The sequence below is a fragment of the Massilia sp. genome, from assembly GCF_032106685.1.
Taxonomy (GTDB): Bacteria; Pseudomonadota; Gammaproteobacteria; order Burkholderiales; family Burkholderiaceae_D; genus Telluria.
In genome coordinates, this window is record NZ_DAMCPG010000035.1 from 25,203 (window position 1) to 47,803 (window position 22,601).

The 22,601-nt window shown below is 65.3% G+C and carries 19 protein-coding genes; 7 read left to right on the forward strand and 12 right to left on the reverse strand.

The annotated features are described in order from the left end of the window. Positions 1-49 precede the first annotated feature (49 nt). The gene (locus tag RT688_RS17605) at positions 50-1,354 is read right to left on the reverse strand and encodes a hemolysin family protein (RefSeq protein ID WP_313706148.1); all 1,305 of its coding nucleotides are present in this window, start codon (positions 1,352-1,354) and stop codon (positions 50-52) included. A 194-nt stretch (positions 1,355-1,548) separates the two neighbouring features. Continuing rightward, entirely contained in the window at positions 1,549-2,688 is a 1,140-nt protein-coding gene (locus RT688_RS17610) for a branched-chain amino acid ABC transporter substrate-binding protein (RefSeq protein WP_313706149.1), read from the reverse strand. Between the two features lie 146 nt (positions 2,689-2,834). Here RT688_RS17610 and RT688_RS17615 point away from each other — a divergent pair, with 146 nt between their 5' ends. After that, positions 2,835-4,334 (forward strand): alpha/beta hydrolase, encoded by a 1,500-nt coding sequence (locus tag RT688_RS17615; protein WP_313706150.1) that lies wholly within the window; start codon positions 2,835-2,837, stop codon positions 4,332-4,334. An 88-nt stretch (positions 4,335-4,422) separates the two neighbouring features. Here the strand turns inward: RT688_RS17615 and RT688_RS17620 are convergent, their stop codons facing one another. The 7 genes from RT688_RS17620 to RT688_RS17650 all read right to left on the reverse strand — a co-directional run bounded on the left by RT688_RS17620 (position 4,423) and on the right by RT688_RS17650 (position 10,461). After that, a complete protein-coding gene (locus RT688_RS17620) occupies positions 4,423-4,980 on the reverse strand; it encodes a hypothetical protein (protein ID WP_313706151.1) in 558 nt (185 codons plus the stop codon). Then, complete coding sequence (locus tag RT688_RS17625) at positions 4,977-6,083, reverse strand: hypothetical protein (RefSeq protein WP_313706152.1); 1,107 nt, start codon at positions 6,081-6,083, stop codon at positions 4,977-4,979. The genes RT688_RS17620 and RT688_RS17625 overlap by 4 nt, the downstream gene beginning before the upstream one ends. Before the next feature lie 299 nt (positions 6,084-6,382). Then, complete coding sequence (locus RT688_RS17630) at positions 6,383-6,790, reverse strand: NirD/YgiW/YdeI family stress tolerance protein (RefSeq protein ID WP_313706153.1); 408 nt, start codon at positions 6,788-6,790, stop codon at positions 6,383-6,385. Between the two features lie 61 nt (positions 6,791-6,851). Further along, the gene (locus tag RT688_RS17635; RefSeq protein WP_313706154.1) at positions 6,852-8,219 is read right to left on the reverse strand and encodes an ATP-binding protein; all 1,368 of its coding nucleotides are present in this window, start codon (positions 8,217-8,219) and stop codon (positions 6,852-6,854) included. Further along, positions 8,209-8,874, reverse strand: coding sequence for a response regulator transcription factor (locus tag RT688_RS17640; protein ID WP_313706155.1), 666 nt, complete (start codon positions 8,872-8,874; stop codon positions 8,209-8,211). Before RT688_RS17640 ends, RT688_RS17635 begins: the two co-directional genes overlap by 11 nt. An 82-nt stretch (positions 8,875-8,956) precedes the next feature. Next, positions 8,957-9,166: a DUF2945 domain-containing protein gene (locus tag RT688_RS17645; protein ID WP_313706156.1), complete on the reverse strand. Its 210-nt coding sequence runs from the start codon at positions 9,164-9,166 to the stop codon at positions 8,957-8,959. A gap of 203 nt (positions 9,167-9,369) precedes the next feature. Continuing rightward, on the reverse strand, positions 9,370-10,461 hold the full coding sequence (locus RT688_RS17650; RefSeq protein WP_313706157.1) for an alkene reductase: 1,092 nt from the start codon (positions 10,459-10,461) through the stop codon (positions 9,370-9,372). Between the two features lie 164 nt (positions 10,462-10,625). Here RT688_RS17650 and RT688_RS17655 point away from each other — a divergent pair, with 164 nt between their 5' ends. Next, complete coding sequence (locus RT688_RS17655; protein WP_313706158.1) at positions 10,626-11,636, forward strand: LysR family transcriptional regulator; 1,011 nt, start codon at positions 10,626-10,628, stop codon at positions 11,634-11,636. A 68-nt stretch (positions 11,637-11,704) separates the two neighbouring features. Then, positions 11,705-12,562, forward strand: coding sequence for a CAP domain-containing protein (locus RT688_RS17660; protein WP_313706159.1), 858 nt, complete (start codon positions 11,705-11,707; stop codon positions 12,560-12,562). Between the two features lie 145 nt (positions 12,563-12,707). Here the strand turns inward: RT688_RS17660 and RT688_RS17665 are convergent, their stop codons facing one another. Next, the gene (locus tag RT688_RS17665) at positions 12,708-14,774 is read right to left on the reverse strand and encodes a M13 family metallopeptidase (protein ID WP_313706160.1); all 2,067 of its coding nucleotides are present in this window, start codon (positions 14,772-14,774) and stop codon (positions 12,708-12,710) included. A 379-nt stretch (positions 14,775-15,153) separates the two neighbouring features. Here RT688_RS17665 and RT688_RS17670 point away from each other — a divergent pair, with 379 nt between their 5' ends. From RT688_RS17670 to RT688_RS17680, 3 genes are all read left to right on the forward strand, one after another. Next, on the forward strand, positions 15,154-15,801 hold the full coding sequence (locus tag RT688_RS17670; RefSeq protein ID WP_313706161.1) for a PEP-CTERM sorting domain-containing protein: 648 nt from the start codon (positions 15,154-15,156) through the stop codon (positions 15,799-15,801). A gap of 141 nt (positions 15,802-15,942) precedes the next feature. Further along, on the forward strand, positions 15,943-16,977 hold the full coding sequence (locus RT688_RS17675; protein ID WP_313706162.1) for an AraC family transcriptional regulator: 1,035 nt from the start codon (positions 15,943-15,945) through the stop codon (positions 16,975-16,977). A gap of 356 nt (positions 16,978-17,333) precedes the next feature. Continuing rightward, the gene (locus RT688_RS17680; protein ID WP_313706163.1) at positions 17,334-18,521 is read left to right on the forward strand and encodes an HAF repeat-containing protein; all 1,188 of its coding nucleotides are present in this window, start codon (positions 17,334-17,336) and stop codon (positions 18,519-18,521) included. An 80-nt stretch (positions 18,522-18,601) separates the two neighbouring features. Here RT688_RS17680 and RT688_RS17685 read toward each other — a convergent pair whose 3' ends face one another. Beyond that, positions 18,602-21,040: a heparinase II/III family protein gene (locus RT688_RS17685; RefSeq protein ID WP_313706164.1), complete on the reverse strand. Its 2,439-nt coding sequence runs from the start codon at positions 21,038-21,040 to the stop codon at positions 18,602-18,604. Positions 21,041-21,153: 113 nt separating this feature from the next. Between RT688_RS17685 and RT688_RS17690 the strand changes: the two genes are divergently transcribed. After that, positions 21,154-21,276: a hypothetical protein gene (locus tag RT688_RS17690; protein ID WP_313706165.1), complete on the forward strand. Its 123-nt coding sequence runs from the start codon at positions 21,154-21,156 to the stop codon at positions 21,274-21,276. A gap of 24 nt (positions 21,277-21,300) precedes the next feature. Here the strand turns inward: RT688_RS17690 and RT688_RS17695 are convergent, their stop codons facing one another. Further along, positions 21,301-22,590 (reverse strand): MFS transporter, encoded by a 1,290-nt coding sequence (locus RT688_RS17695; RefSeq protein ID WP_313706175.1) that lies wholly within the window; start codon positions 22,588-22,590, stop codon positions 21,301-21,303. Positions 22,591-22,601 lie beyond the last annotated feature (11 nt).

A 22,601-nucleotide genomic window follows, 5' to 3' on the forward strand; every position in this document is an offset into this window, starting at 1 on the left:
CTATCGATGACCTGGGCAAGCGAAGCGCCAGCCTGCCGGGACGGGCTGCTCAGGCCTGCTCGCCGGCGGGCAGGCGTTTCACCAGCAACTGGTCGATACGATAATGGTCCACGTCCACCACTTCGAAGCGCATGCCTTCGTATTCGACGCTGTCGGTGGGCTTGGGAACCTTGCGCAGCATGTACATCATGAAACCTGCCGCAGTCTCGTAGTTTTCCTCTTCCGGCAAGGATTTCAGGTCCAGCATGCGCTTCATGTCGGACGTGGGCGTGCTGCCGTCGACCAGCCAGGAACCGTCGTCGCGCTGCATGACCTGCTTGTCTTCGTCGAGCGGAGTGCCCCATTTGCCCATGACGGTCAGCATGATGTCGCTCACCGTGATCACGCCCACGACCAGCGCGTACTCGTTGATCACCATGGCGAAGGTTTCCTTGCTGGCGCGGAAGCGGTCGAGCAGCTCCGACAAGGTCAGCGCATCGGGGATGATCAGGACCGTGCGGATGCTCGATTCGTTCAGCTGGAACACGGACTTCTTGTTCAGCAGCCTGACCAGGATATCGCGCGTGTCGACATAGCCGATCACGCGGTCGATGACGCCATCGCACACCGGAAACTTGGACAAGGGATAGCTGGCGATCTTCTGGCGGATGCTGTCTTCGGTTTCGTTCAGGTTGAAGAACACCACCTGGTCGCGCGGGGTCATGGCCGAGGTCACGGCGCGCGATTCGAGCTCGAACACGTTCTCGATGAAGTGCTGCTCCTGTTTCTGCAGGACGCCGGCCTGGGCGCCCGCCTCGACGATCGCCGAGATTTCGTCGAAGGTGATGCGGTCTTCGCGCGTGGTCTCGATACCGAACAGGCGGAACAGCATGTTCGCCACCAGGTTGAGCGCCCAGGACAGCGGCCGGCAGATGCGGATGAAGATCTGGACCGGACGGATGGCGGCGATCGCGATGCGCTCCGGCGCGATCATTGCCAGGCGCTTGGGCATCAGGTCGGCAAAGAGGATGAACAGGACCGTGACGAAGATAAAGGACAGGGCAAAAGCGATGTTGTCGATGCCCGGACCGCTGTAGAGCAGCGACAGCCAGGCCTTGAAATACGGCCGCAGCGCACCCTCGCCCAGGATGCCGCCGAGGATGGCGATGGTGTTCAGGCCGATCTGGGACGCGGCAAAGAAATCTGCCGACTGCGCTTGCAACTGCATGACCTTCAGGGCGCGTTCGTCGCCCGCCTCGGCCAGCAGCTTGAGTTTGATCTTGCGCGCCCCGGCCAGGGAGATTTCGGTCAGCGACAGGAAGCCTGCAGCAAGTACCAGGATTGCCAGAAGAGAGAGATGTTGGAACAGGCTCACAAGACACCCAGGATAATGTTGTAGAGTCCACTACCCGGATATCGTACGGCTGCGCAGGACAGCGCGGCATCCGGGCGGCAGGCGATGCTCTGCCCGTCCGATAGCGGAAAGCACTACTTTACCATCTTGCAAGTCATTCGGCCGGTGCCGGGTTCCCTCCTGTACGTCTCCCGGCAGTCCTGCCTGGGCTATGCTCAGGGACGCACTACCCGCAGCTTGACCTTCTTTCCCTGCCGGTAGGTGTACAGGGTCAGCGCCGCGTCGCGCAGGTCGCCTTTCGCATCGAAGGCGATGGCGCCGGTCACGCCCTGGTGGCGGATCTTCGCCAATGCCGGCAGATACTTGGCCGGTTTCACGGAACCGGCCTGCCGCATCGCGCCGGCCAGCACCATCGTCGCGTCGTAGGCATACGGCGCGTAGGTCTGCAGCGGGATTTTATAGCGCTGGCGATAGCGCTCGACGAAGTCCGCATAGCGCGCTTCCTCGGGGCCGGTGACGCCGCCGGCCACCACGCAGAACACCTTGTCCTCGCCCAGGGCGTCGCCGGCCAGCTGCGGCAGCTTTTCCGAACAGATGCCGTCGCCCGACACCAGTTTCGCGCGCATGCCGAGCGCCTTCATCTGCTTGAGCATGGGGCCGGCCACCGCGTCCATGCCGCCGTAGAAGACCACGTCCGGGTCCTTGCTTCGGATCTGGGTCAGGATCGCGGTGAAGTCGCTGGCCTTGTCGTTGGTGAACTGGCGGCTGACGATCGTCGCCGTGCCGAGGCGGCGCACGCCGCGGTTGAATTCGTCGGCCAGGCCCTGGCCGAAGGCGGTGCGGTCGTCGATCACCGCGATCTTCTTCGCCTTCAGGGTATCGATCGCATAGCTGGCCAGCGTGCTCCCGACCAGCCGGTCGCTGGCGACGACGCGGAAGGCGGTATTGAAACCCTGGCTGGTGTAGAGCGGCGTGGTGGCGGCCGGCGAGATTTGCGGAATGCCGGCGTCATGGTAGATCTTCGAGGCCGGCACCGTGGTGCCCGAGTTCAGGTGGCCGACCACGCCGGCCACGCGCGCGTCGACCAGCTTCTGCGCGACCGCGGCGCCGGTCTTCGGATCGCTGGCGTCGTCCTCGGCCAGCAGCACCCATTTCACCTTCTTGCCGCCGACGGCAACGCCCTTCGCGTTCAGCTCGTCGATCGCCATGCGGGCGCCGTTCTCGATGTCCTTGCCCTGGTGCGCGCCCGGGCCGGACAGGGGCGAGGCGCTGCCGATGCGCACTTCGATCTGCGCTTGTACGGGCTGCGCGGCGGCCAGGACCAGCAGGGACAGGACGGCGGCGGCGATACGCATGACGGCTCCTCTTCGAATGGCGACAAGCGATTGTACGCCGCCCCCACGCCTGCTCGTGTTCGGCTACACCCATCGGGAAATCGTCCTAGAATAAATCACACAGCGATTCGTGGTTTCGCTGTGCAAAACTACAACCGGAGACTTCGATGACACGACCATCCCACATGCCGGCGCTGCGGCGCTTGCTTCCACCCCTGCTGGCCACCCTGGCCCTGTCCGCCTGCGGCAACAGCGACGACGCGATCGTTGCGACACCGCCCAGCCAACCTGCGCCGCCGCCGGTCCAGGTCCAGCCCGAACCGGCGCGTCCGCAGGACGCGCGCAGCTTCTCCGTGGTGGAGACCGCCCTGCCGTTCGACGCGATGGCGAACGCGCCCGAGACCGACCGCTGGTGGGGCGTGCTGGGCAAGGCGGGTTACCAGATCGAGGTGCCGAAGAACTGGAACGGCATGCTGGTCATGTACGCCCACGGCTATGCCGGCACCGGCGACAAGCTGTCGGTGGCGCCGCCGGCGCTGCGGCGCCACCTGGTCAGCCAGGGCTATGCCTGGGCCGCATCGAGTTACAGCACCAACTACTACGACGTGCGCGCCGGCGTGGAAGACACGAATGCCCTGGCGCTGGCCTTCAGGGACATCGCGCAGAAGAACGGGCGCACGCTGGCGGCGCCGGCCAAGACCTATATCGTCGGCGTGTCGATGGGCGGCCACATCACGGCGGCGGCGGTGGACGAGGAAAACATCGCGGCGGCCAACAACAAGATCCGCTACAACGGCGCGGTGCCGATGTGCGGCGTGCTGGGCGACACCGAACTGTACGACTATTTTGCCGCCTACCAGACCGCGGCGATGCAGGAAGCGGGCATGCCCGCCACCAGCTGGCCGGTGGCGAACTGGGAGACGATCGGGCCCCAGGTGCAGGCGAAGCTGTTCTCCAGCTTCCCGGGCGGCAGCACCCCGGCCGCGCAGGCGGTGCCGACCGCACAGGGCCTGCGCCTGAAGCAGATCGTCGCCAACCTCAGCGGCGGCCCGCGCCCGCTGTTCGACTACGCCTACGCCGGCCCGCTGCAAAACACGGTCTGGGGCACCTTCGGCCGCGACGGCAAGGTGATGGGCATCCTCAACGAGGACGTGGTGAGCACCAAGGACATCGTGTTCCAGCTCGACGCCGACCCGGCCTTAAGTCTCGAGGAGCAGACCTACAACGCCAGCATCTTCCGCATGCTGGCCGTGCCGGACGCCAACCGTCCGCGCCGCGACGGCCTGCGCTGGATTCCGAAGACGAATGCCCGGATCACGGTGCCGGTGGTGACGATCCACACCCTGGGCGACCTGTACGTGCCGTTCAAGATGGAGCAGATCTACAAGCGCCGCGCCGATGCGGCCGGCACGTCGAACCTGCTGGTCCAGCGCGCGATCCGCGGCATCAGCCACTGCGATTTCACGATCGCCGAGCAGGCATCGGCCTTCGACGCGATGGTCAAGTGGGAACAGCAGGGCGTGAAGCCGGAAGGCGACGACGTGCTGACGCCGTCGGTGGTGGCCGATCCGCAGTACGGCTGCAAGTTCACCGACAACACCGCATCCGAGGGCGACAGCGCCAACCTGCTGGCCGTGCGTGCCCAGCTGCCGCAGTGTACTCGCTGACGTAGGCTGTAACGAGGGTTAACACCTGCGGACCCAGGCAGCCTTCAGGCTTTTATCGCTATCCTGAAAGCTGCCTGTCTTACGAACATCAATTCACATTAACGAACATATTCGCTGCACGGTAGGTGATCCCTTGCGTGCCGTGGTAGAACTGATAACGCACTTTCTTGGTTGCGGCCAGCAATGTCAACGTCGGGCTCTGGATACGGACATAGTCCGCTCCAGATACGGCGATTGGCACCGAGTCCGACTTCAACACATTGTTGTAGGCATCCATCTGCCAAAGCGCCAGGCTGGCACTACCGCTATGGCCGGCATCGGTTGCGAATTGGCCACCGAATGTAAAAGTGCGTCCACTATAGGCGGCTACGCTCACATCCTGGAAAAAACTTGATCCAGCAGGACAAGCACTCGTCCACGTGCCGCAATTGGTAGCCAAATATTGCGTCCCGTCCGGCGAGTTGTTCGGGAAGCGATAAACCGTATAGTTGGGAGCCGGCGATGCAGGAAGGCGCTGCCAATTCGTAACGTCGCCGGAACGCAGGTTGGCGTTTTTCAGGATGTTGTGGGAAGCATTCAGGCGATACAGGTACGTTCCGTGGTAGTTCTGGTCGGACGTCTCTCGCCCATACTTCAAATAGGTCACATGGGGAGTGGTCGATTTGTCGATAAAGAGCTGGGCATACTGGACATTACATGGGCGGATGACCCCATTCTCCACTGCAAGACTCGATAGCACCATGGGATTCGGTACTGAGGGCTGTTCCCATGTCGTCGACGCCACATTCGTGGTACGGAAAGGCCGATGTCCCAACGTTGATTGGCCGTGCAAGCCAGGTTCCTGTCGGCGAACTCGACGACTTGATACGTGTAGCCGCCAGTTTCGACAATACTTCCGGCACCCGCTCCGATATTGCCGCCGGCCCAGGATTCTTTCCAGTTGACTGCATCGCGCGCACTCATGGTAGGGCCGTCCGGCACGCCAAGCGACACATTGCCCGCAACCCATGTTCTAAAATCAGTGGTTTTTGCAATGCTCCGGTATCCATTCCGTCCATCGTAACCATGGAAGGCAATCCAAAAATATCCCGATGCATCCTTTCGGAAAATATTGAACGTTCCTTCTTCGGCTACCCGGATACCGTAGCAACCGCTTAGCTCATTCCCATAACAAATAGGACCCCATAATGCGCCTGACCGGATCACCGCCGTTTTGCGTTCCGGCGCCGGCTCCCCATACTGCGGATTGGAATCGAAGGGACCCATCGGATCGGCGCCGGCGCGTTCGGCATAGCAGCCTTGATAGACGTTATCGTCATTCAGGCATTGAAAAAGAAATCGCCATTTATTCTGATCAGCATCGTAGTATGCGTCGCCATCGGTCGCCTGGCAGGAATAATCCGCGCCTGGTCTTGGCGCCAAACTCAGCTGTGACGCCTGGGTCCAGGTTGCCCCTTTATCGTCCGAGCGATAGGCGCGCATCCCGAGCTGGTGAATGCCTTTGGTTTTTTCAGAAGTGCACGTGGCGCCGCCATTCACGAATTCTCGGACGAACATGTACCAGGTGCCGTTGACAACCGAGATATGCGAGGAAACATTACTCATTGCTCCAGAGTTGACAGGAGTCCATTTACGCACAAAATCCCACTGAGCATTGCCGACCCAATAGTCATTCAAGGTGGCAGGCGTTTGTGCCGAGGCCGGGCCGGTCAGCGCGACTATGGCAGCAAAACCCAGCAGTTTCTTCAATTTTCGCCTACCTGATACAAACATTGTTCGTTCTCCGGAAATAATAATTTGCTTGCAATGTGTAGCATTCCTGCAGGAAATATTAATCTGAAATACGTACAATGTGAAATGTTTTGCGATTTACCCTTTCTGCATTTATTTGCAGGAGTATTTCCGCAAGTTCCTTTGTTTCTCAAGCCCGCTTATCTCATCGCCCCTCTCTCAACAACTGTTCCAGGCAAGCTCCGCTCGAGAGCTCGGCCCATTCCGATGCGCCGCCCCCGCAGAGCGGGCGTTTCCTCAGATGAGCCGATCCACACTTATCTGCCGATCAACTTGACCTGCTTGACGTCGAGCGTGGACTCGCCGAAGGTCTCCTTGTCGAACTCGCCGATCAGCTCCACTTGCGTGTTCTGGTCGATGTTCACGCCTTGCGGGAAGTGCTTGGCGTCGATCTCGACCGTCATCTTGCCGCTCGCGTCGGTGAACTCGTAGTCCTCGCCGCCCTTGTGGCTGGTGATCTTGCCCTGCAGGCGTACGTACTGGTCGTCCTTGCCGTTGTCCAGCAACTGTTTCGTGGTCATCAGGGGCGCGCTGGTCGGGCCGGTATAGCCGGAGGCGGCCGGCTTGCTCGAAGGACCGGTGTAGGCGCCCGGCTGCTGGGCGATGGCGGCCGCCGAGCCGGCGACCAGGGCGGCGATGCAGGAAAGCTGGATCAGTCGTTTCATATCGATTCTCCGTTGTGGTGAGTGAATGACTGCATTACACCGTCCCGACATTAATCCCATCTTAAGATGCGGCGCCGCGCGGGAAGTCGAGCGTCACGCCCAGGCCACGGCCGTCCAGGCCAGCGCCAAAACCCAGTTCGATGCCGTGCAGCTCGGCGATGCGGCGCACGATCGACAAGCCCAGTCCACTGCCCGGCTGGCCCTGCCCCAGCACGCGGAAGAAGCGTTCGCTCAGGCGCGCGCGGCTGGCCTCGTCCACGCCCGGCCCGTCGTCGCGCACGCTGATCCGGCTGCGGTCCGCGTGGTGGAGGGCCGCGATCTCGATCCGGCTGCCGTCCGGGCAATAGCGCAGCGCGTTGTCGAGCAGGTTGCGCAGCGCGATCTCGAGCATGCGCGGGTCCGCCTCCACGCTCTCCAGGTCGCAGCGCAGGCTTAACGCGATGCCGCGCCGCTGCGCATCAGGCGTGTGCGCGGCCAGGACCTGCTCGAACAGCGGCGCCAGCGCGACCGGCTGGACTTGCAACTGCTCGCGCGCCAGCGGATCGAGCCGCGCCAGCGTCAGCAGGCTGTCGACCAGGGCCGTGCTGCGCGCGATGTCCTGGCGCAGCTTGCGGAAGGGCGCGGCCAGTTCCGGATGCTGGCGCCCCAGCAGCTGCACGTGCATGTGCAGGCCGGCCAGCGGCGTGCGCAGCTCGTGCGCGGCGTCGGCGGTGAAGCGGCGTTCCGCCTGCAGGGCCGCATCGAGGCGAGCCAGCACCCCGTTCAGCGCCTGCACGATCGGCAGCAGCTCGCGCGGCTGGCCCGCGAGCGGCACCTGGGCCAGGTCGTCCGGGGTCTTGGCCGCGATCATGGACGCCGTGCGGCGCAGGGGGCGCAGGACGCGGCCGATCAGCAACCAGCAGGACAGCGCCAGCACGGCCAGGATGCCCAGCACCGGCAGCCACAGGGATTCGGCCAGCTCTTCCAGGATGTCGAAGCGTTGGTCGAGCTGCTGGCCGACCTGCACCTCGATGCCGCGCGCCGCGTCGCGCACCACGAACACGCGCCAGCGCTCGCCGTCCACGCGCGGCTCGGCAAAGCCGTCGTCGTCGTGAAAACCGCGCACGAAGGGATCAAGCGGCGCCTCGCCGGTGCGCTGGATCACGCGGCCGCCGCTGACGACCTGGTACTGCATGTCGACCTTGCGCGCGGGTGCGCCGCCGGCGCCCGGGCGTGGCGGCAGGCCGCGCTCGTGCCAGTCGGTGGTGGCGGCCAGGATCAGGTAGCCGGCTTCTTCCAGCGCGTCGTCGAACACCTCGTTGGTTTCCTGCCAGGCGATCGCGGTGACGATGCCGAGACTTGCCAGCCACAGCACGACGCTGGCCGAGACGATCGCCAGCAGCAGGCGCCGCCGCAGCGAGGGCGGTGGAGGCGGCGCTTCAGGCGTCATCGCTCTTCAGGCGGTAGCCGAGGCCGCGCACGGTGACGATGCTGGCGGCGCCAAGCTTCTTGCGCAGGTTGTGGATGTAGACTTCGATGGCATTGCTTTCGACCTCGTCGCCCCAGCCGTACAGGCTTTCCTCGATCTGGGCGCGGGTCACGATGCCGTTCTTGCGCAGCAGGAGCGCGTGCAGCACGTGGTACTCGCGCGCCGTCAGCGCCACCGGGCGGCCCTGCAAGCTGGCCTGGCGCGTCTCGGGATCGAGGGCGATGTCGCCGTGGGCCAGCAGCTTGCCGGCCTGGTTGGCGCTGCGCCGCACCGCCGCCCGGATGCGCGCCGACATTTCCTCCAGCTCGAAAGGCTTGACCAGGTAATCGTCGGCGCCCAGGTCCAGTCCTTCAACCCGGTCGGCGAGCGCATTGAAGGCCGTGATCAGGAGTACGGGAACGGCGTTGCCGGCCGCGCGCAGCTCGGCCAGCAGGGCGTCGCCGGACAGGCCCGGCAAGCCGCGGTCGAGCAGCAGGCAGTCGTAATGGTGGGTGCGCAAGGCGGTGCGGGCCGTATCGCCGCGCTCCACCCAGTCGACCGCGTTGCCGTCCAGGCGCAGCCAGTCGCGGATGGTTTCGCCCAGCGAGGTGTCGTCTTCGGCCAGCAGGATGCGCATCAGGAAGCCCTCATCGAATGGATTGCGCCGGCATTGGACGACGCGAAGATGAAGCGCATCTTAAGGCATGGCCGCGGAGTACTTATGCCTTCTTGAGCGCCGAAGGCTTGTGCGCCGCTTCCGCCCCGGTCTTGTCGCTCACGACCAGGTATTCCGGGTTCTCCGGCGAGGCAGCCACCTCGTGCCCCTTGATGGTGGTGTGCCCGGTCAGCTTCTTCTTGACCGTGCCGTGCACCGTTCCCTGGGACGACTCCCAGGTGACCTTGTCGCCGGCCTTGAATTGGTTCGTCATGATGGCTTCCTTTCGGCGGATATTCGCCGCTCTATTTGAACACGGACAGGCGCACCGGGCGCGCATGAAAGGAAGCCGTAGGGCGGGCACGGAGTGCCCACCCTACATTGGCGCACTCGCGTACGGAGCGGGCGCGCATGATGGACGCACGAAACGAAAAAGGCCAGCCCGGAGGCTGGCCTTTGCTGGCATGCAGCGCTTGCTTACGCCGCCTTGTCGAGCGACGGATAGTCGATGTAGCCCTCTTCGCCGTGGCTGTAGAAGGTCTGCGGGTTCGGCGTGTTCAGCGGCGCGTTCAATTTGAGGCGCTGCACCAGGTCCGGGTTGGCGATGTAGGCGCGTCCGAACGCCACCGCGTCGGCACGGCCGCTGTCGACCGCCTCGATCGCCATCTCGCGGGTGTAGCCGTTGTTGGCGATGTAGGTGCCCTTGAAGGCCTTGCGCGCCCAGGCGTAGTCGAAGCCCGGAACGTCGCGCGGACCGCCGGTCGCGCCTTCGACGAAGTGGATGAAGGCAATGCCGCGCTTGTCCAGTTCTTCGATCAGGTAGCCGAACACCGCCTGCGGGTCGCTGTCCGACAAGTCGTTGGCCGGCGTCACCGGCGACAGGCGGATGCCGACCCGGCCGGCGCCGATCTCGGCCACCACGGCGTCGACCACTTCCAGCGCGAAGCGGGCGCGGTTCTCGATCGAGCCGCCGTATTCGTCGGTGCGCTGGTTGGCGCCGTCGCGCAGGAACTGGTCGATCAGGTAGCCGTTGGCGCCATGCAGCTCGATGCCGTCGAAGCCGGCGCGGATCGCGTTGGCGGCGCCGCGGCGGTATTCCGCGACGATGTCCTTGATCTCGGCAACCGACAGCGCGCGCGGTTCCAGCGCCTCGACCTTGCCGGCGCGGGTGTAGGCGATCACCTTCGGCGTCACGGCCGAGGGGGCCACCGGCTGCACGCCGCCGGTCAGGTTCGGGTGGGTGACGCGGCCGACGTGCCAGATCTGGGCGACGATCTTCGAGCCGGCGTCGTGCACGGCCTGGGTGATCGGCTTCCAGCCTTCGACCTGGGCGTCGGAATAGATGCCGGGCGTGGCCATGTAGCCCTTGCCGACCGGCGAGACCTGGGTGCCTTCGCTGATGATCAGGCCGGCGTTGCTGCGCTGGCGGTAGTATTCGACGTTCATCGGGCTGCCGGGAATGTCGCCGGCGGCTTCGTCGGCGCGGCTGCGCGTGAGCGGCGCCATCACGACACGGTTGGCGACCTCGATGTCGCCGATGCGGGCGGGTTCGAACAGTTTGTGGGTCATGGTGTCTGGTCCGTGAAAAAGGTAAGCGGTATCAGGGCCGCCGGTCTCCAGCCCATCAGGGCAATCGCCGGCGGCCGCTACAGTTGCTAGTATGAGTATTCCGAACATCGCTGGGTAGACCGTACGAATGATAAGATTTATTCCCGACAGGAATAGGTAAACATATGGACCGCTTACGCTTGATGGAAACTTTCGTGCGGGTCGTCGAGACCGGCAACTTCTCCGCCGTCGCGCGCGAGGAGCGCAGCACCCAGTCGGCAATCAGCAAGCAGGTACAGGCGCTCGAAACGATGCTGGGCGCGAAGCTGCTGGTGCGCTCGACGCGCAGCCATGCGCTGACCGAGGCGGGCAAGCGCTACTACGAGCGCTGCCGCCAGGTGCTCGACACGCTGGAAGACGCGCGCGCCGAACTGCACCGCACCGAGAACGAGATCGCCGGCGTGCTGCGGGTGGCGGCGCCGGTGTCCTTCGGACGCCTGCACATCGTGCCGCGCCTCGGCGCATTTTATGCGCGCTACCCCAAGCTGAAGATCGACCTGCAGCTCGACGACGGCTTCGTCGACCTCGTCGTCGGCGGCATCGACGTCGCCTTCCGCGTGGGCGAACTGAAGGACAGCCGCCTGGTCGCGCGGCGCATCGGCACCGCCCACCGCGCGGCGCTGGCCGCGCCCGGCTACCTGGCCCGCCACGGCGAGCCGCAGGAACCAAGCGAGCTGCGCCAGCACCAGTGCCTGGTCTACACCGGCCTGGTCAACCTCAACGAGTGGAACTTCCAGGACGAAGCCGGCGAACACATCGCGGTGCGCGTGGGCGGCAACTTCCAGTCGAACAGCTCCGAAGCCATCCGCCAGGCTGTGGTCGAGGGACTGGGCATCGCCTATTCGCCGCTCTGGATCTACGGCGACGACATCCGGGCGGGGCGCGTGCAACCCATCCTGACACGCTACCGCCTGCCGCCGCTGCCGTTGAACGTCGTGTTCCAGCCGGCGCGCAAGCCCTCGTTGAAGATCAGCCATTTCGTTTCCTTCTTCGCCGACGAATTCGCGCGCGACCCGGACATATCGCAGATGCTGGCCACGCCCGGCAGTTCGGGCAGCACCCTGGAAGCGCTGGGCAGCGGCGCCGGCTTCGACGGCAAGGCGCATCGATCCGGCAAGCGCCCCAGGGACGCATAGCGTCGGGGACGCCGCCGCGCGCGCGGCGCGGGTATCCTGCTCGCATCCGAACCGCTTTTCCTGACGCCGTGAACCGTTTGCCCTCCCTGTCCTGCCTTGTCCTGCTGGCCGGCCTCCTGTCCCCTGCCGGCGCCGCCCATGCGCAGGACGGCGCGCGCCTGATTGCCGCCATCAATGCCTGGCGCGCCGCGCCCGGCGACTGCCAGGGCCGGCAGGCGCTTGCCGCCCCGGCCCTGATGCCGCAGGCGGCGCTGGCGCGGGTGCGCATCGGCCCCGGCAGCTTTCCGGAATCGGCGCTCGAGCAGGCCGGCTACTACGCCGGCCGGGCCGAGGTGATCCACGTCGGCGGCGCGCCGGACGCGGAAGCGGCGCTGGAAGCGATCCGCAGCCGCTACTGCCGCACGCTGCTCGACCGGGAACTGCAGGACATCGGCGTCGCGCGCCAGGGAAACGAATGGACCATCGTGCTGGCGCGCCCGGCGCCGCCGCTGGCGCTGCCGGACCAGATGGAGGTCGGCCGCACCATCCTGGCGCTGGTGAACGAGGCGCGCGCCAGCGCGCGCCATTGCGGCGATCGCTATTTCCAGCCGGCGCGCCCGGTGGCCTGGAACGATGCGCTGGCGCAGGCGGCGCGCGAACACAGCGGCGACATGGCGGCGCACCGCCGCTTCAGCCACCGCGGCTCGGACGACAGCGAGGTGGCGCAGCGCGCCACGCGCGCGGGCTACCGCTGGCGCCACATCGGGGAAAACATCGCGGCCGGCCAGACCTCGGCGCAGGAGGCGGTGGCCGGCTGGCTGGAGAGCCCGGGCCACTGCGCGAATGTGATGAACCCGGATTTCAGCGAGATGGGCGCGGGTTACGCCATCAGCCGCGCGCGCATGCCGGGCTTTGCCTACTGGACGCAGGTATTCGCGATGCCGTAAGTCGGAAGCGCTGCGGTTTTTCGTAGTACGACCGCGTGTACGCAGGTGTCCACCCTACGAAAAACCAGACCCGGATATTCGGAACGACGTGACAAAAAAAAGGAGCGCCGCGGCGCTCCTTTCGCATCAACCGATCAATCGGCGCTTACCAGAAGATCACGCGCTCTTCCGGCTTCAGGTACATCTTGTCGCCCGGCTTCACGTCGTAGGCTTCGTAGTAGCCCGGATGGTTGCGCAGGCTGCCGTTGACGCGGAATTCCGACGGCGAGTGCGGGTCCGACTTGACCTGGGCGATCAGGGCGGCGTCGCGCGCCTTGCCGCGGCGCGCCTGGGCCAGACCCATGAACAGGCGCTGCTCGCCGGTGAAGCCGTCGATCACCGGGGCCGGCTTGCCGCCCAGGGAAATCTTGTAGGCGCGGCTGGCCATGATGGCGCCGGCGTTGTCGGCGATGTTCTCGCCCAGCGTCAGCTCGCCGTTCAGGTTGTAGCCCTGCAGCGGGCTGTAGCCGGCGTACTGGGCCACCAGCACCTTGCCGCGCGCCGCGAATTTTTCCGCGTCTTCCTTCGTCCACCAGTTGCGCAGGTTGCCGTCGCCGTCGAATTGCGAACCCTTGTCGTCGAAGGCGTGGCTGATCTCGTGGCCGATCGAGATGCCGACCGCGCCGTAGTTGACCGCCGGCTCGGCGTTGGCGTCGTACAGCGGATACTGCAGGCGCGCCGCCGGGAACACGACTTCGTTCATGCTCGGGCTGTAATAGGCGTTGACGGTCTGCGGGCTCATGCTCCAGGCCTGGCGGTCGACCGGCTTGCCCAGCTTGTTGACGCCGTATTCGTGGCCGAATGCGCGCGCACGCATCACGTTGCCGACCAGGTCGCCGCGCTCGATGGTCAGGGACGAGTAATCGCGCCACTTCTCCGGATAGCCGATCTTCGCGTTCATCTTCGACAGCTTGATCTGGGCCTGCTTCTTGGTTTCCTCGCTCATCCAGTCCAGGGTCTGGATGCCTTCCTTGAAGGCGGTGACGAAGTTCTTCACCATCGCCTCGACCTGCGCCTTGCGCTCGGCCGGGAAGTGGCGCTCGACGTAGACCTTGCCCACGACTTCGCTCAGGTCGCGGTTGACCTGGGCGATCGCGCGCTTCTCCAGCGGACGGTTTTCCTTGGCGCCCGACAGCACGGTGCCGCGGAAGGCGAAGTTCTCGTCGACGAAGGGCTGCGACAGGTAGGACGCATAGCTGCTCAGCAGGTGGAAGGAGAAGTACGACTTCCAGGTCTCGAGCGGCGTGGCCGCGATGATCTTGTCCAGGCCGGCCAGGTAGCTCGGCTGGCCGACGATCAGGGTGTCGACCTTGCCGGCCACGCCGACGTCCTTGACCCAGGTGGTCCAGTCGAAGCCCGGCATCAGGTCCTTCAGCTGGGCGAACGTCATCTTGTTATAGCGCTTGACCGGGTCGCGGTTCTCGACGGCGCTCCACTGCACCTTGGCGATCTCGGTTTCCAGCGCCAGGATGTTGCCCGCTTCCCTGGCGGCGTCCTTGTGCCCGGCCAGGGTCAGCATCTTCTCGATGTGGGCCTGGTACTTGGCGCGGAAGTCCTTCATGCGCGCCTCGTCGGCCAGGTAGTAGTCGCGGTTCGGCAGGCCCAGGCCCGACTGCGACACGCTGACCACGTAGCGGGTCGAATCCTTCGCATCCTGGCCGACGTACATGCCGAGCGGCGCCTCGCCGCCGATGCGCTCCATGTGGGCCGACAGCGCCGCGATGCCGCGCTTGTCCTTCAGGGCGGCGATGCGCGCGAACTCGGCCTTCAAGGGCGCCAGGCCGAGCGCGTTGCGGCGCGCCTCGTCGACGTAGCTGGCGTAGTAGTCGCCCATCTTTTGCGCGGCCGAGCCCTTGGCCGCTTTCTTGTCGGCGGCGGCCTCCTCGATGATGGTGCGGATCTGGTTCTCGACGTTTTCCTGGGCCACGCTGAAGGCGCTCCAGCTCGAACGATCCGACGGGATCTCGACATCCTGCAGCCATTTGCCCTGGCTGTAGCGGAAGAAGTCGTCCTGCGCGCGCACGGCCGGATCGATCGCCGCCTTGTCCACGCCCGACACGGCATTGGCCGTCGCCGTCGATGGTGCGCTGGTGGCGGCCTCGCCGTGGGCGCCGGCGTGTCCGGCGACGGCGAACAGCCCCGCGATCAAGGTGCTGCACAGGGTACGCTTCATGTTTTTCTCCGTTGTTGGAATGATTGGAAACCGGAGGATGCTAATGCAAAAGAGCAAGGACTGCCAAGCATAAAAATTGCCTGTAAATATGGAAGCGTGTTTTGCAGAAACCCTGTACTGACGGGCTTTCTTTCGATTTTCGCGTCGAATATTTTTACAGCTCAAGCATAATTTCTTGATCTCATCAATTGCAAGTCCCTGATTTACAAAGCCGGACACGGCCGGGCCCGGTTTATGCTTAACGAATATCGCTGTACTTACAAAGAGGAAGTCATTCTCATAAACAAAGATTCGTTTTTCAAGGGGATGTCGCATGAACGCTCTGAAAAAAGCAGTGGCAGCACTCGCAGTGGCAGCAAGCCTTCCCGCTTATGCCAGCTTGATCCCTGTCGATGGCAACCAGGTGCCGGGTACGGGACTCGGCAAGGTCAACACGCTGGTGACGATCCAGGACAACGGCAACGGCAGCCGCCAGGACGATCTCGAGTCCGGTTGCGTCAGCTATACCGGTAAGCTCAAATCGCCCAGCTTCGACTGCCAGGCCGGCCTGGCGGGGGGCGACAACCAGGCGATCAACCGGCTGTACCTGGCCTCCAGCATCGCTGGCCTGACGCAAGCCGGCAACCTGGCGCTGGTCGTCAACATCAGCGAAGGCAGGCCGGGCGATACGCTGACCCTGACCGACCTCTACCTCAGCCTGTACCGGACTGATACCGACGAGCGGATGATATTCACCTATGACGACGATCCGCTCGAGCTGGGCGACAGCGGCGGAGTCGGCCAGTCGGGCGCCAACCTGTTCGTCCTCGACGACATCCAGGCGGGCATGGCCAACACCTTTTGCCCGGTGCTGAGCGTGTGCGTCATCGGCGGCGGCATGCAGTTCGCGCCGGGCAGCACGAATGCCACGCCCGAGACGCTGTACGTCGGCGCGGTCCGCAGCGCCGAGGTGCCGGAGCCGTTCTCGCTGGCCCTGCTCGGCGCCGGCCTTGCCGGCCTGGGCGCGGCGCGCATGCGGCGGCGTTAAGCGCGGGCGCAGGATGGGATACGCGGCGGCGCGCGCGCGGCCGCGTATCCTTGCATCGTCCTGCCCTGGCCTCCGCTGATATTTCGTCATTACACGTTTTTCTAAGCGATAATTGACCCATCCTGGTCACCGATCGCTGCGATGCCGCGCCACCGCCCTGCCCCATCTTCTTCCTCCGCCCTGCCCGCGGCGCCAGCCGTCGAGCGCAGCGGCGTTGCCGAGGCGCCGCTGAAGACGGCCTCGCGCATCGCGCGCGCCTCGCGCCTGTACGAAGTGATGGACCTGATGCTCGATTCGGTGGGCGATCCGCTGGCGCTGAAGAACCTGGCCGCCTCGGCCAGTTACTCGTCCTTCCACTTCGACCGCATCTTCCGCGAGCTGACCGGCTTCTCGGCCGTCGAATACCAGCGCAAGCGCCGCCTGCGCCGCGCCGCCCACTTGCTGCGCCACGAGCCCGACGTACCGGTGCTGCACATCGCCCAGGACTGCGGCTTTCCCTCGAACGCGGCCTTCGCGAAAGCCTTCAAGCAGCAGTTCTCGATGTCGGCCAAGGCCTGGCGCGAAGGCGGCTGGCGCACCTACATGGACCAGCAGGTCGGACGCGAGAGCGACGTCAGCTTTTTTGTCGCGGAGCCCGGCAATCTGGACGTGCTGCTGGCGCCCTACTGCCCGCCCGAACCAGGCAGCGTGGCCGCGCGCATCCGCGTCCAGACCCTGCCCGCGGTCACGCTGCGCTACCAGCGTTTCTTCGGCCAGTCCGGCGCGGCGCTCTCGATCGCCTGCAACAATTTCATCTGCGAGCGCGAGAGCCTGGGCGCGGTGAACCGGGCCACCGCCTGGTATGGCGTGTTCGACGAGGACCCGGGATTTACGGGCGAGCGCGAATACTGCTACGACTTCGGCTTTGGCGGCGAGGTCAAACCGCATCCGGGGCCGAACGCGGCGTCCGACCCGGCGTCCGACCCGGCGCTCGGCATGCGCGTGCTGCCGGCTGGCGCCTACGGCGTGCTGGAATTCCACGGCGACTGGCCGCGCTTTCGCTCGATGTACGAGGACTGGCTCGACAGGCAGGCCTTCTGGCGGCTGGACAGCACGCGGCCGCACATCCAGAAGGTCGAGCGCGATGCGAACGGTAAATGGCAGGGCTGGTTGGCCTTGCCGGTCAAGAAGCGTTAAGCGGCGACGGATTCCGCGGTCTTCTTCCGCTTCTTGCTCATAGCTTTTTCCTCATCAGAAAGTTGTCCAGACCGGCGAACGCTGCCCGCATCGCCAGGCTCCTCAATGCTTGCGCCAGCTCGCCTTGAAGGCACGGGATTTTGTCGACAATCGCTCCAAGGGCCACCCGGTACCGACTGCGAAACCGGATACACAAACCTCGGTTTTCGCTAAAAAATTTCCCAGGACAGCAGTGAACGCAGTGCCAGTCATGCAGCGGTTGGCGAGTCGAGCGCCGCGACGCGCCAGCCGATGAGGACGCAGGCCATGCAGGCCGGCGCCCCGTTCGGCGCACATCCTTCTCCGAGGAGATCTTCATGCATATGCACCAGCGCATGTCCCTGGTCCTGCTGTCCTTTGCCGTCGCCGGCGCGGCCTGGGCCCATCCCGAGTACAAGGTCACGGTCGTCGGCCCGGCCGGCAGCCTGGCCATCGACATCAACGCGGCCGGGGTGGTGGTCGGCAATTATCCGGTCGGCGCGGGCGTTACCCGCGCTTTCCTGAACCGCGGCAAGGGCCTGGTCGACCTCGGCGCCCTCAAGGGCACGTCCAGCACCGCCGCCGCCATCAACGACAGGGGCCAGGTGCTGGGCCACTGGACCACCCGCGGCGGCCAGGTGCGCGGCTACATCTACGACAAAGGCAAGCTGCGCGACCTCGGGACGATCGGCGGCCGGGCGACCACCTGGACCGACATCAACAATGCCGGCTATATCAGCCTCCACGCCGTCGACCCGCCGCTCCCGGACGGCGAAGGTGGCGGCAGCACCAGCTACCTGCGCGCGCCGAACGGCACGCTGACCCAGCTGGCCGACCTGCCGTTCACGGATCCGCTCTATCCACCACTGACCGAGGCCCGCGCGCTCAACAACAAGAACCAGGTCACCGGCGGGTCCGGACCGGCGGAGCCCATCGACTTCTTCCTGCGCGGCTTCATCTGGACCAGGGGCCAGACCCGCGACATCGGCGACCTGGGCTTTGGATCGCTTCCCGTCAACCCCGAGGCCATCAACGACCGTGGCCAGGTAACCGGCAATGCCGCCGGGCCCGGCATCGGCCGGGTCCCTTTCCTCTACTACCGCGGCCGCATGGTGGCGCTCGACACATCCACGGACGCGCTCAGCAGCGGCACCGGCATCAACAACCGCGGCCACGTGGTCGGTTACGACCTTAGAACCGGGCCGGGTCCAGCCAGCGGCTTCATCTGGCGCGGCAAGCGGATGGAGCTCCTGAACGCGCTGATCGACCGCAGGCAGGGCTGGAATATCACCGATGCACAAGCGATCAACGACGCCGGACAGATCGCCGCGACCGCCTTCCGCAACGGACGGTCCTACGCGGTGCGGCTCGACCTGATCAGGCCATATGCGAATGCGGTGCCGGCGGCCGAGCCGGACGAGGAAGCATCGGTCGAGCCGGCCTTGTCGGCCGAGGCGGCGGCGGCGCGGGCGAAGGCCGAAGCCGAGGCGGCGACGCGCGAGGTGGCGCAACCGGTGAAGCAGTAGATCGCGCAGGCGCATGACAACCCGGGGCCAGGCCTGGCCCCGGGTTGCCGGCGTTTCGACGCGCGCATGACGGTCATCGTCTAATTGAAGGTGTACGACTGCCCGCCCACCGTCACCCTGTGGCTGGTGATCCTGCCGTTGACCACCACGGGCGGATCGACGGTCACGGCCGGGTTGTTGCAGCCGACATCGAGCAGGATCAGGAACTCGGCCGTCGTTCCATTGCCGGCATTGTTCAGCGTGAACGCGTAATGGTCTTCGCTCACGCCCGGCAGCGTGCTGCCGCTACCGAGCGGGCGGATGAAGCCCGTATTCCCGTTCAGGTCGCGCAGGCAGACGGACTGGGCGCCGCTCCCGATCCTCACGCCCCGTTTGCCGTCGTAGGGGTTGTCGGTGATCGGCAGGCGCGCATGGATGTTGAATTCGTAGGTGTGCGGCTGCGCCGCCGCCAGCTTGTCGCGCACGATGATGATGTTACGACCGATGCCATTCGCATCGCGCGGGTGCCAGACCTGGCGCGTCGCCATCTCGAGCTTGCCGGCGTAGGCATTCTTCGCGTCGCCTTCCGCGAAGTCGTAGCCGGGTGGCGCCGTGAAGTACTTGATGCTGCCGTTGTTCTTCATCCTTTCCTGGTCGCTGCCATCGACCTTCTGGCCCTGGCCGCCGTCGAAGGTGATCGCGTTTTGCGATGTCGTCTGCCGATACCAGCTGTTCCATTCCGGCGAGTCATACCAGTCGTAGCGGCCGGCCTTGACGAGCAGCGGCTGGTCGCCCACCGACAGCAGAATGCCGTTCTGGTCGCCGTGGCTGTGGTTGTACGAACCATAGGGGCTGGACTTGAAGAAGAACGACGTGCGCTGTACCGTCGTGCTGTCGCGGGGAATCGCGATGTCGTTGTGCATCGCCACCCAGCCGATGCTGGGGAAGAAGGCGGAGCTCGACGGCGGCCCCCTGAAGGTCGTGTCCGACACCGGCAGCGGATACGGCGCCTGGAGCGCCGACAATGCGTCCTCGAACGGTCCTTCGCCCAGTTCGTCGACGTACCAGGCGGCCCGCGGCGACCACATGCGGGTGGCGAAAGCACGCAGCAACGTCGGTCCGCGCGAGCTCCCGTCCGGGGCGCGCCCGGGCTCGGTCTCGGAGCCGTCGCCGAATGCGTGCACGGTAATGCCGGGCGGGATGAACTGCGTGAGGAAATCCATGAAACCGGTCGACCAGCGCTTCGCGTACATGTTGACGCCGGTGGCCTGCAGCATCGGATCCCACATCGACAGATAGTAGCCGACCGATTCGTAGGCATACTTCGTGCCGTTGGCATAACCGCCCTCCTGGCCCGACCATGGCGAGGGATAGCCCACGTAGTAGCGGAACGCGAAATCGAACCACTTCTGCGCGTCCGGCGCTTCGTTCTGCCCCAGTGCCAGCGACGACAGCAGCGCCAGGTAGACGAGATTGGTGGTGCCGTGCGAGTCGAGCGGATTCTGCTCCAGATGGGCCAGGCGGTTGTACATCTCGTTGGCCCGCACGCTCGCGCTGCCCAGCCACCTGGCCTTGCGCGCCGCATCGAGCGTTCCATCGAGCAGATCGGCGGCCTTGACGAGCGACAGCGCAATCTGGCGCGTCGCCTGGTCCTGGTTGTCGTAACTCGTGCCGCCGTTCGGGTTGAGCGCGGCCAGCTCGTCGCCGCGCTTGATGGCCTCGTTCAGGAAGGTCTGGGCCGACGATGGATCCTTGTTCAGGCGCCAGACGATGGCGGCCGCCTCCAGCTGACGCGTCAGCGCTTCTATCCGGCTGCGCACATGGTTCTGCTGGTCCACCATCGCTTGCGTCATCGGTGACGAGATCACCAGCGGCCATTCGGTTTCGGAGGGCGCAGCCAGGCCGCTTGTCTGGCGCATGACTTCGTTGATGAGGCGGCTCGCAAAGGGCTCGAGGTCGCTCCTCTTTTGCGTGCTCCAGCCGGCGAACGCGAATGTCGATAAAGGCGGCAGCGACCGCGGGCGGGCTTTTCCGTTGATGCGCGTTCGCAGCGCCTGGTTGTCCGGCACCTCGAATACGGCCGAGTTGGCTGTGATCGAAAACGTCCGCGCGGGCGACCACATCGTCGTTCCGCTCGGCCGCACGCGCCAGGTGTAATTACCCTGTGGCAGAGCCTTGGTCGGCAGGTACCAGTTTCGATTTACAGTCACCAGCGGCAGCGCACCGCTCGGAGACTGGATCTCGACGTCGTACGCGCCCGCCCCATTGCGCGGCCACGCGAACCTGGGCGGATTCTGCAGCTGCGCTTCGCCGTTCGCCGGGCTGGCCCGCACGACCAGGGGATTACCGGAGACGGTCCAGTCGGTCTGCGCGATGGCAGGAGACGACAGGCAAGCGTGAGCGCGACGGCGGCGCTTCTTCGAAGAAGACGCATAGAGACACTCCAGGGACGACGGCGACGGACCGGATGAGGAATACTCTTGCTCAACAACCTCGGTCACATCAGTGACTTCCGGTAATTGCGCCGAGTATAGATCCACCTCGCAAGGACGTGGCGCACATCAGCCCGCCTTGCCGTCAGGATGTCCCCACGCATGCCAGGCTGGAGGTGTACACTGCGCCGATAGTCCGCTCGCCAACCCGGAGGGTCGCCATGCTTGCCATGCTGATGTGTTTCTTGATCACGCTCCTGGCCCTGGGCTGGGTTCTTCGCGTCAACGCAAAGGACCGCAAGCGCCTCGAGAAGGAACTCGCGGCGGACAGGGTCTACGATTAAGCGCGTGTGCGCATCGCCGGTCGCTCAGGCCTGGCCCCGGCTGTTCTCTTCAGGCGCCAGCCGCACGAAGCGCGTCAGCACCAGCACCGGCAGCGCGCAGGCCAGCACCCACAGGAAGAATTGCTGGTAACCCAGCGCCTGCTGGATATCGCCGCTGATCATCTTGAACAGCACGAAACCGAGCTGCATGAAACCGCTGCCCAGCGCATAGTGCGCGGTCTGGTAGGGGCCGCTGGCAATCACCTGCATGATGAACAGGATGATGCCGACGAAACCGAAACCGTAGCCGAACATCTCTACGCCGAGGGCGGTCGCGATCAGGCTCAAGGAATCGGGCTGGGCCGCGCTCAGGTACCAGAACACCAGGTTCGGCAGGTTCATCGCCAGGATCAGCACCGGCATCGCGCGCCGCAATCCCAGCCAGGACGTGAAATAGCCGCCGGCGATGCTGCCGACGAGAAAAGCAACCGTGCCCGCGGTGCCGTACACGGCGCCCACCTCGGCCGTGCTTAAGCCCAGGCCGCCGACCGCGCGCGCGTCGCGCAGGAACAGCGGGCCGATGGTCTGGATCTGTCCTTCGCTGGCGCGGAACAGGATGATGAAGAGGATGCCCAGCCAGATGCCCTTCTTGGCGAAGAAGGCGCGGATCACGTCCGCCAGCGTGGCCGCGATGCCGCGCAGCGTCGTGCCGCCTTCGCCACGCACGGTCAGCGTCCCGGGCAGCGCCCAGGCATGGTACAGGCCGAGCGCCGCCAGCGCCGCGCCGAGCAGGCCGAAGACGACGGTCCAGGCCGGTGCGGTGCCGATCCGGTCCTCCAGGTAGCCGGCCAGGATCACCAGCCCCCCCAGCGACAGGAACTTGGCGGCATTGAAGAAGGCGCCCTGCCAGCCGGCATAGGCGGCCTGCTGGCGCGCCGACAGGCTGGCGATGTACAGGCCGTCGGCGGCGATGTCGTGCGAGCTCGATGCCAGCGACACGACGGCCAGCAGCGCAATGCACAGCGCGAACCACATCGGCAGCTGCAGCGCCAGCGCCACCGCGGCCAGGCTGGCGCCGCCGATCAGCTGGAAGGCGACCACTGCGCGCTTCTTGCTGCGCGCCAGTTCCAGCAGCGGGCTCCACAAGGCCTTGAACACCCAGGCGAAACCGAGCAGGCCAGTCCAGCGCGCGATCTGGTCGTTCGGCACGCCCATGCTCTTGAACATCAGGCCCGCGACCAGGGCCACCGCGTAGAACGGCAGGCCCTGGGCGAGGTAAAGGGTCGGGACCCAGGCCAGCGGATGGCGCACGGGCCGCGGCGGCGCGGCAGCCATGGCGCCGGTCG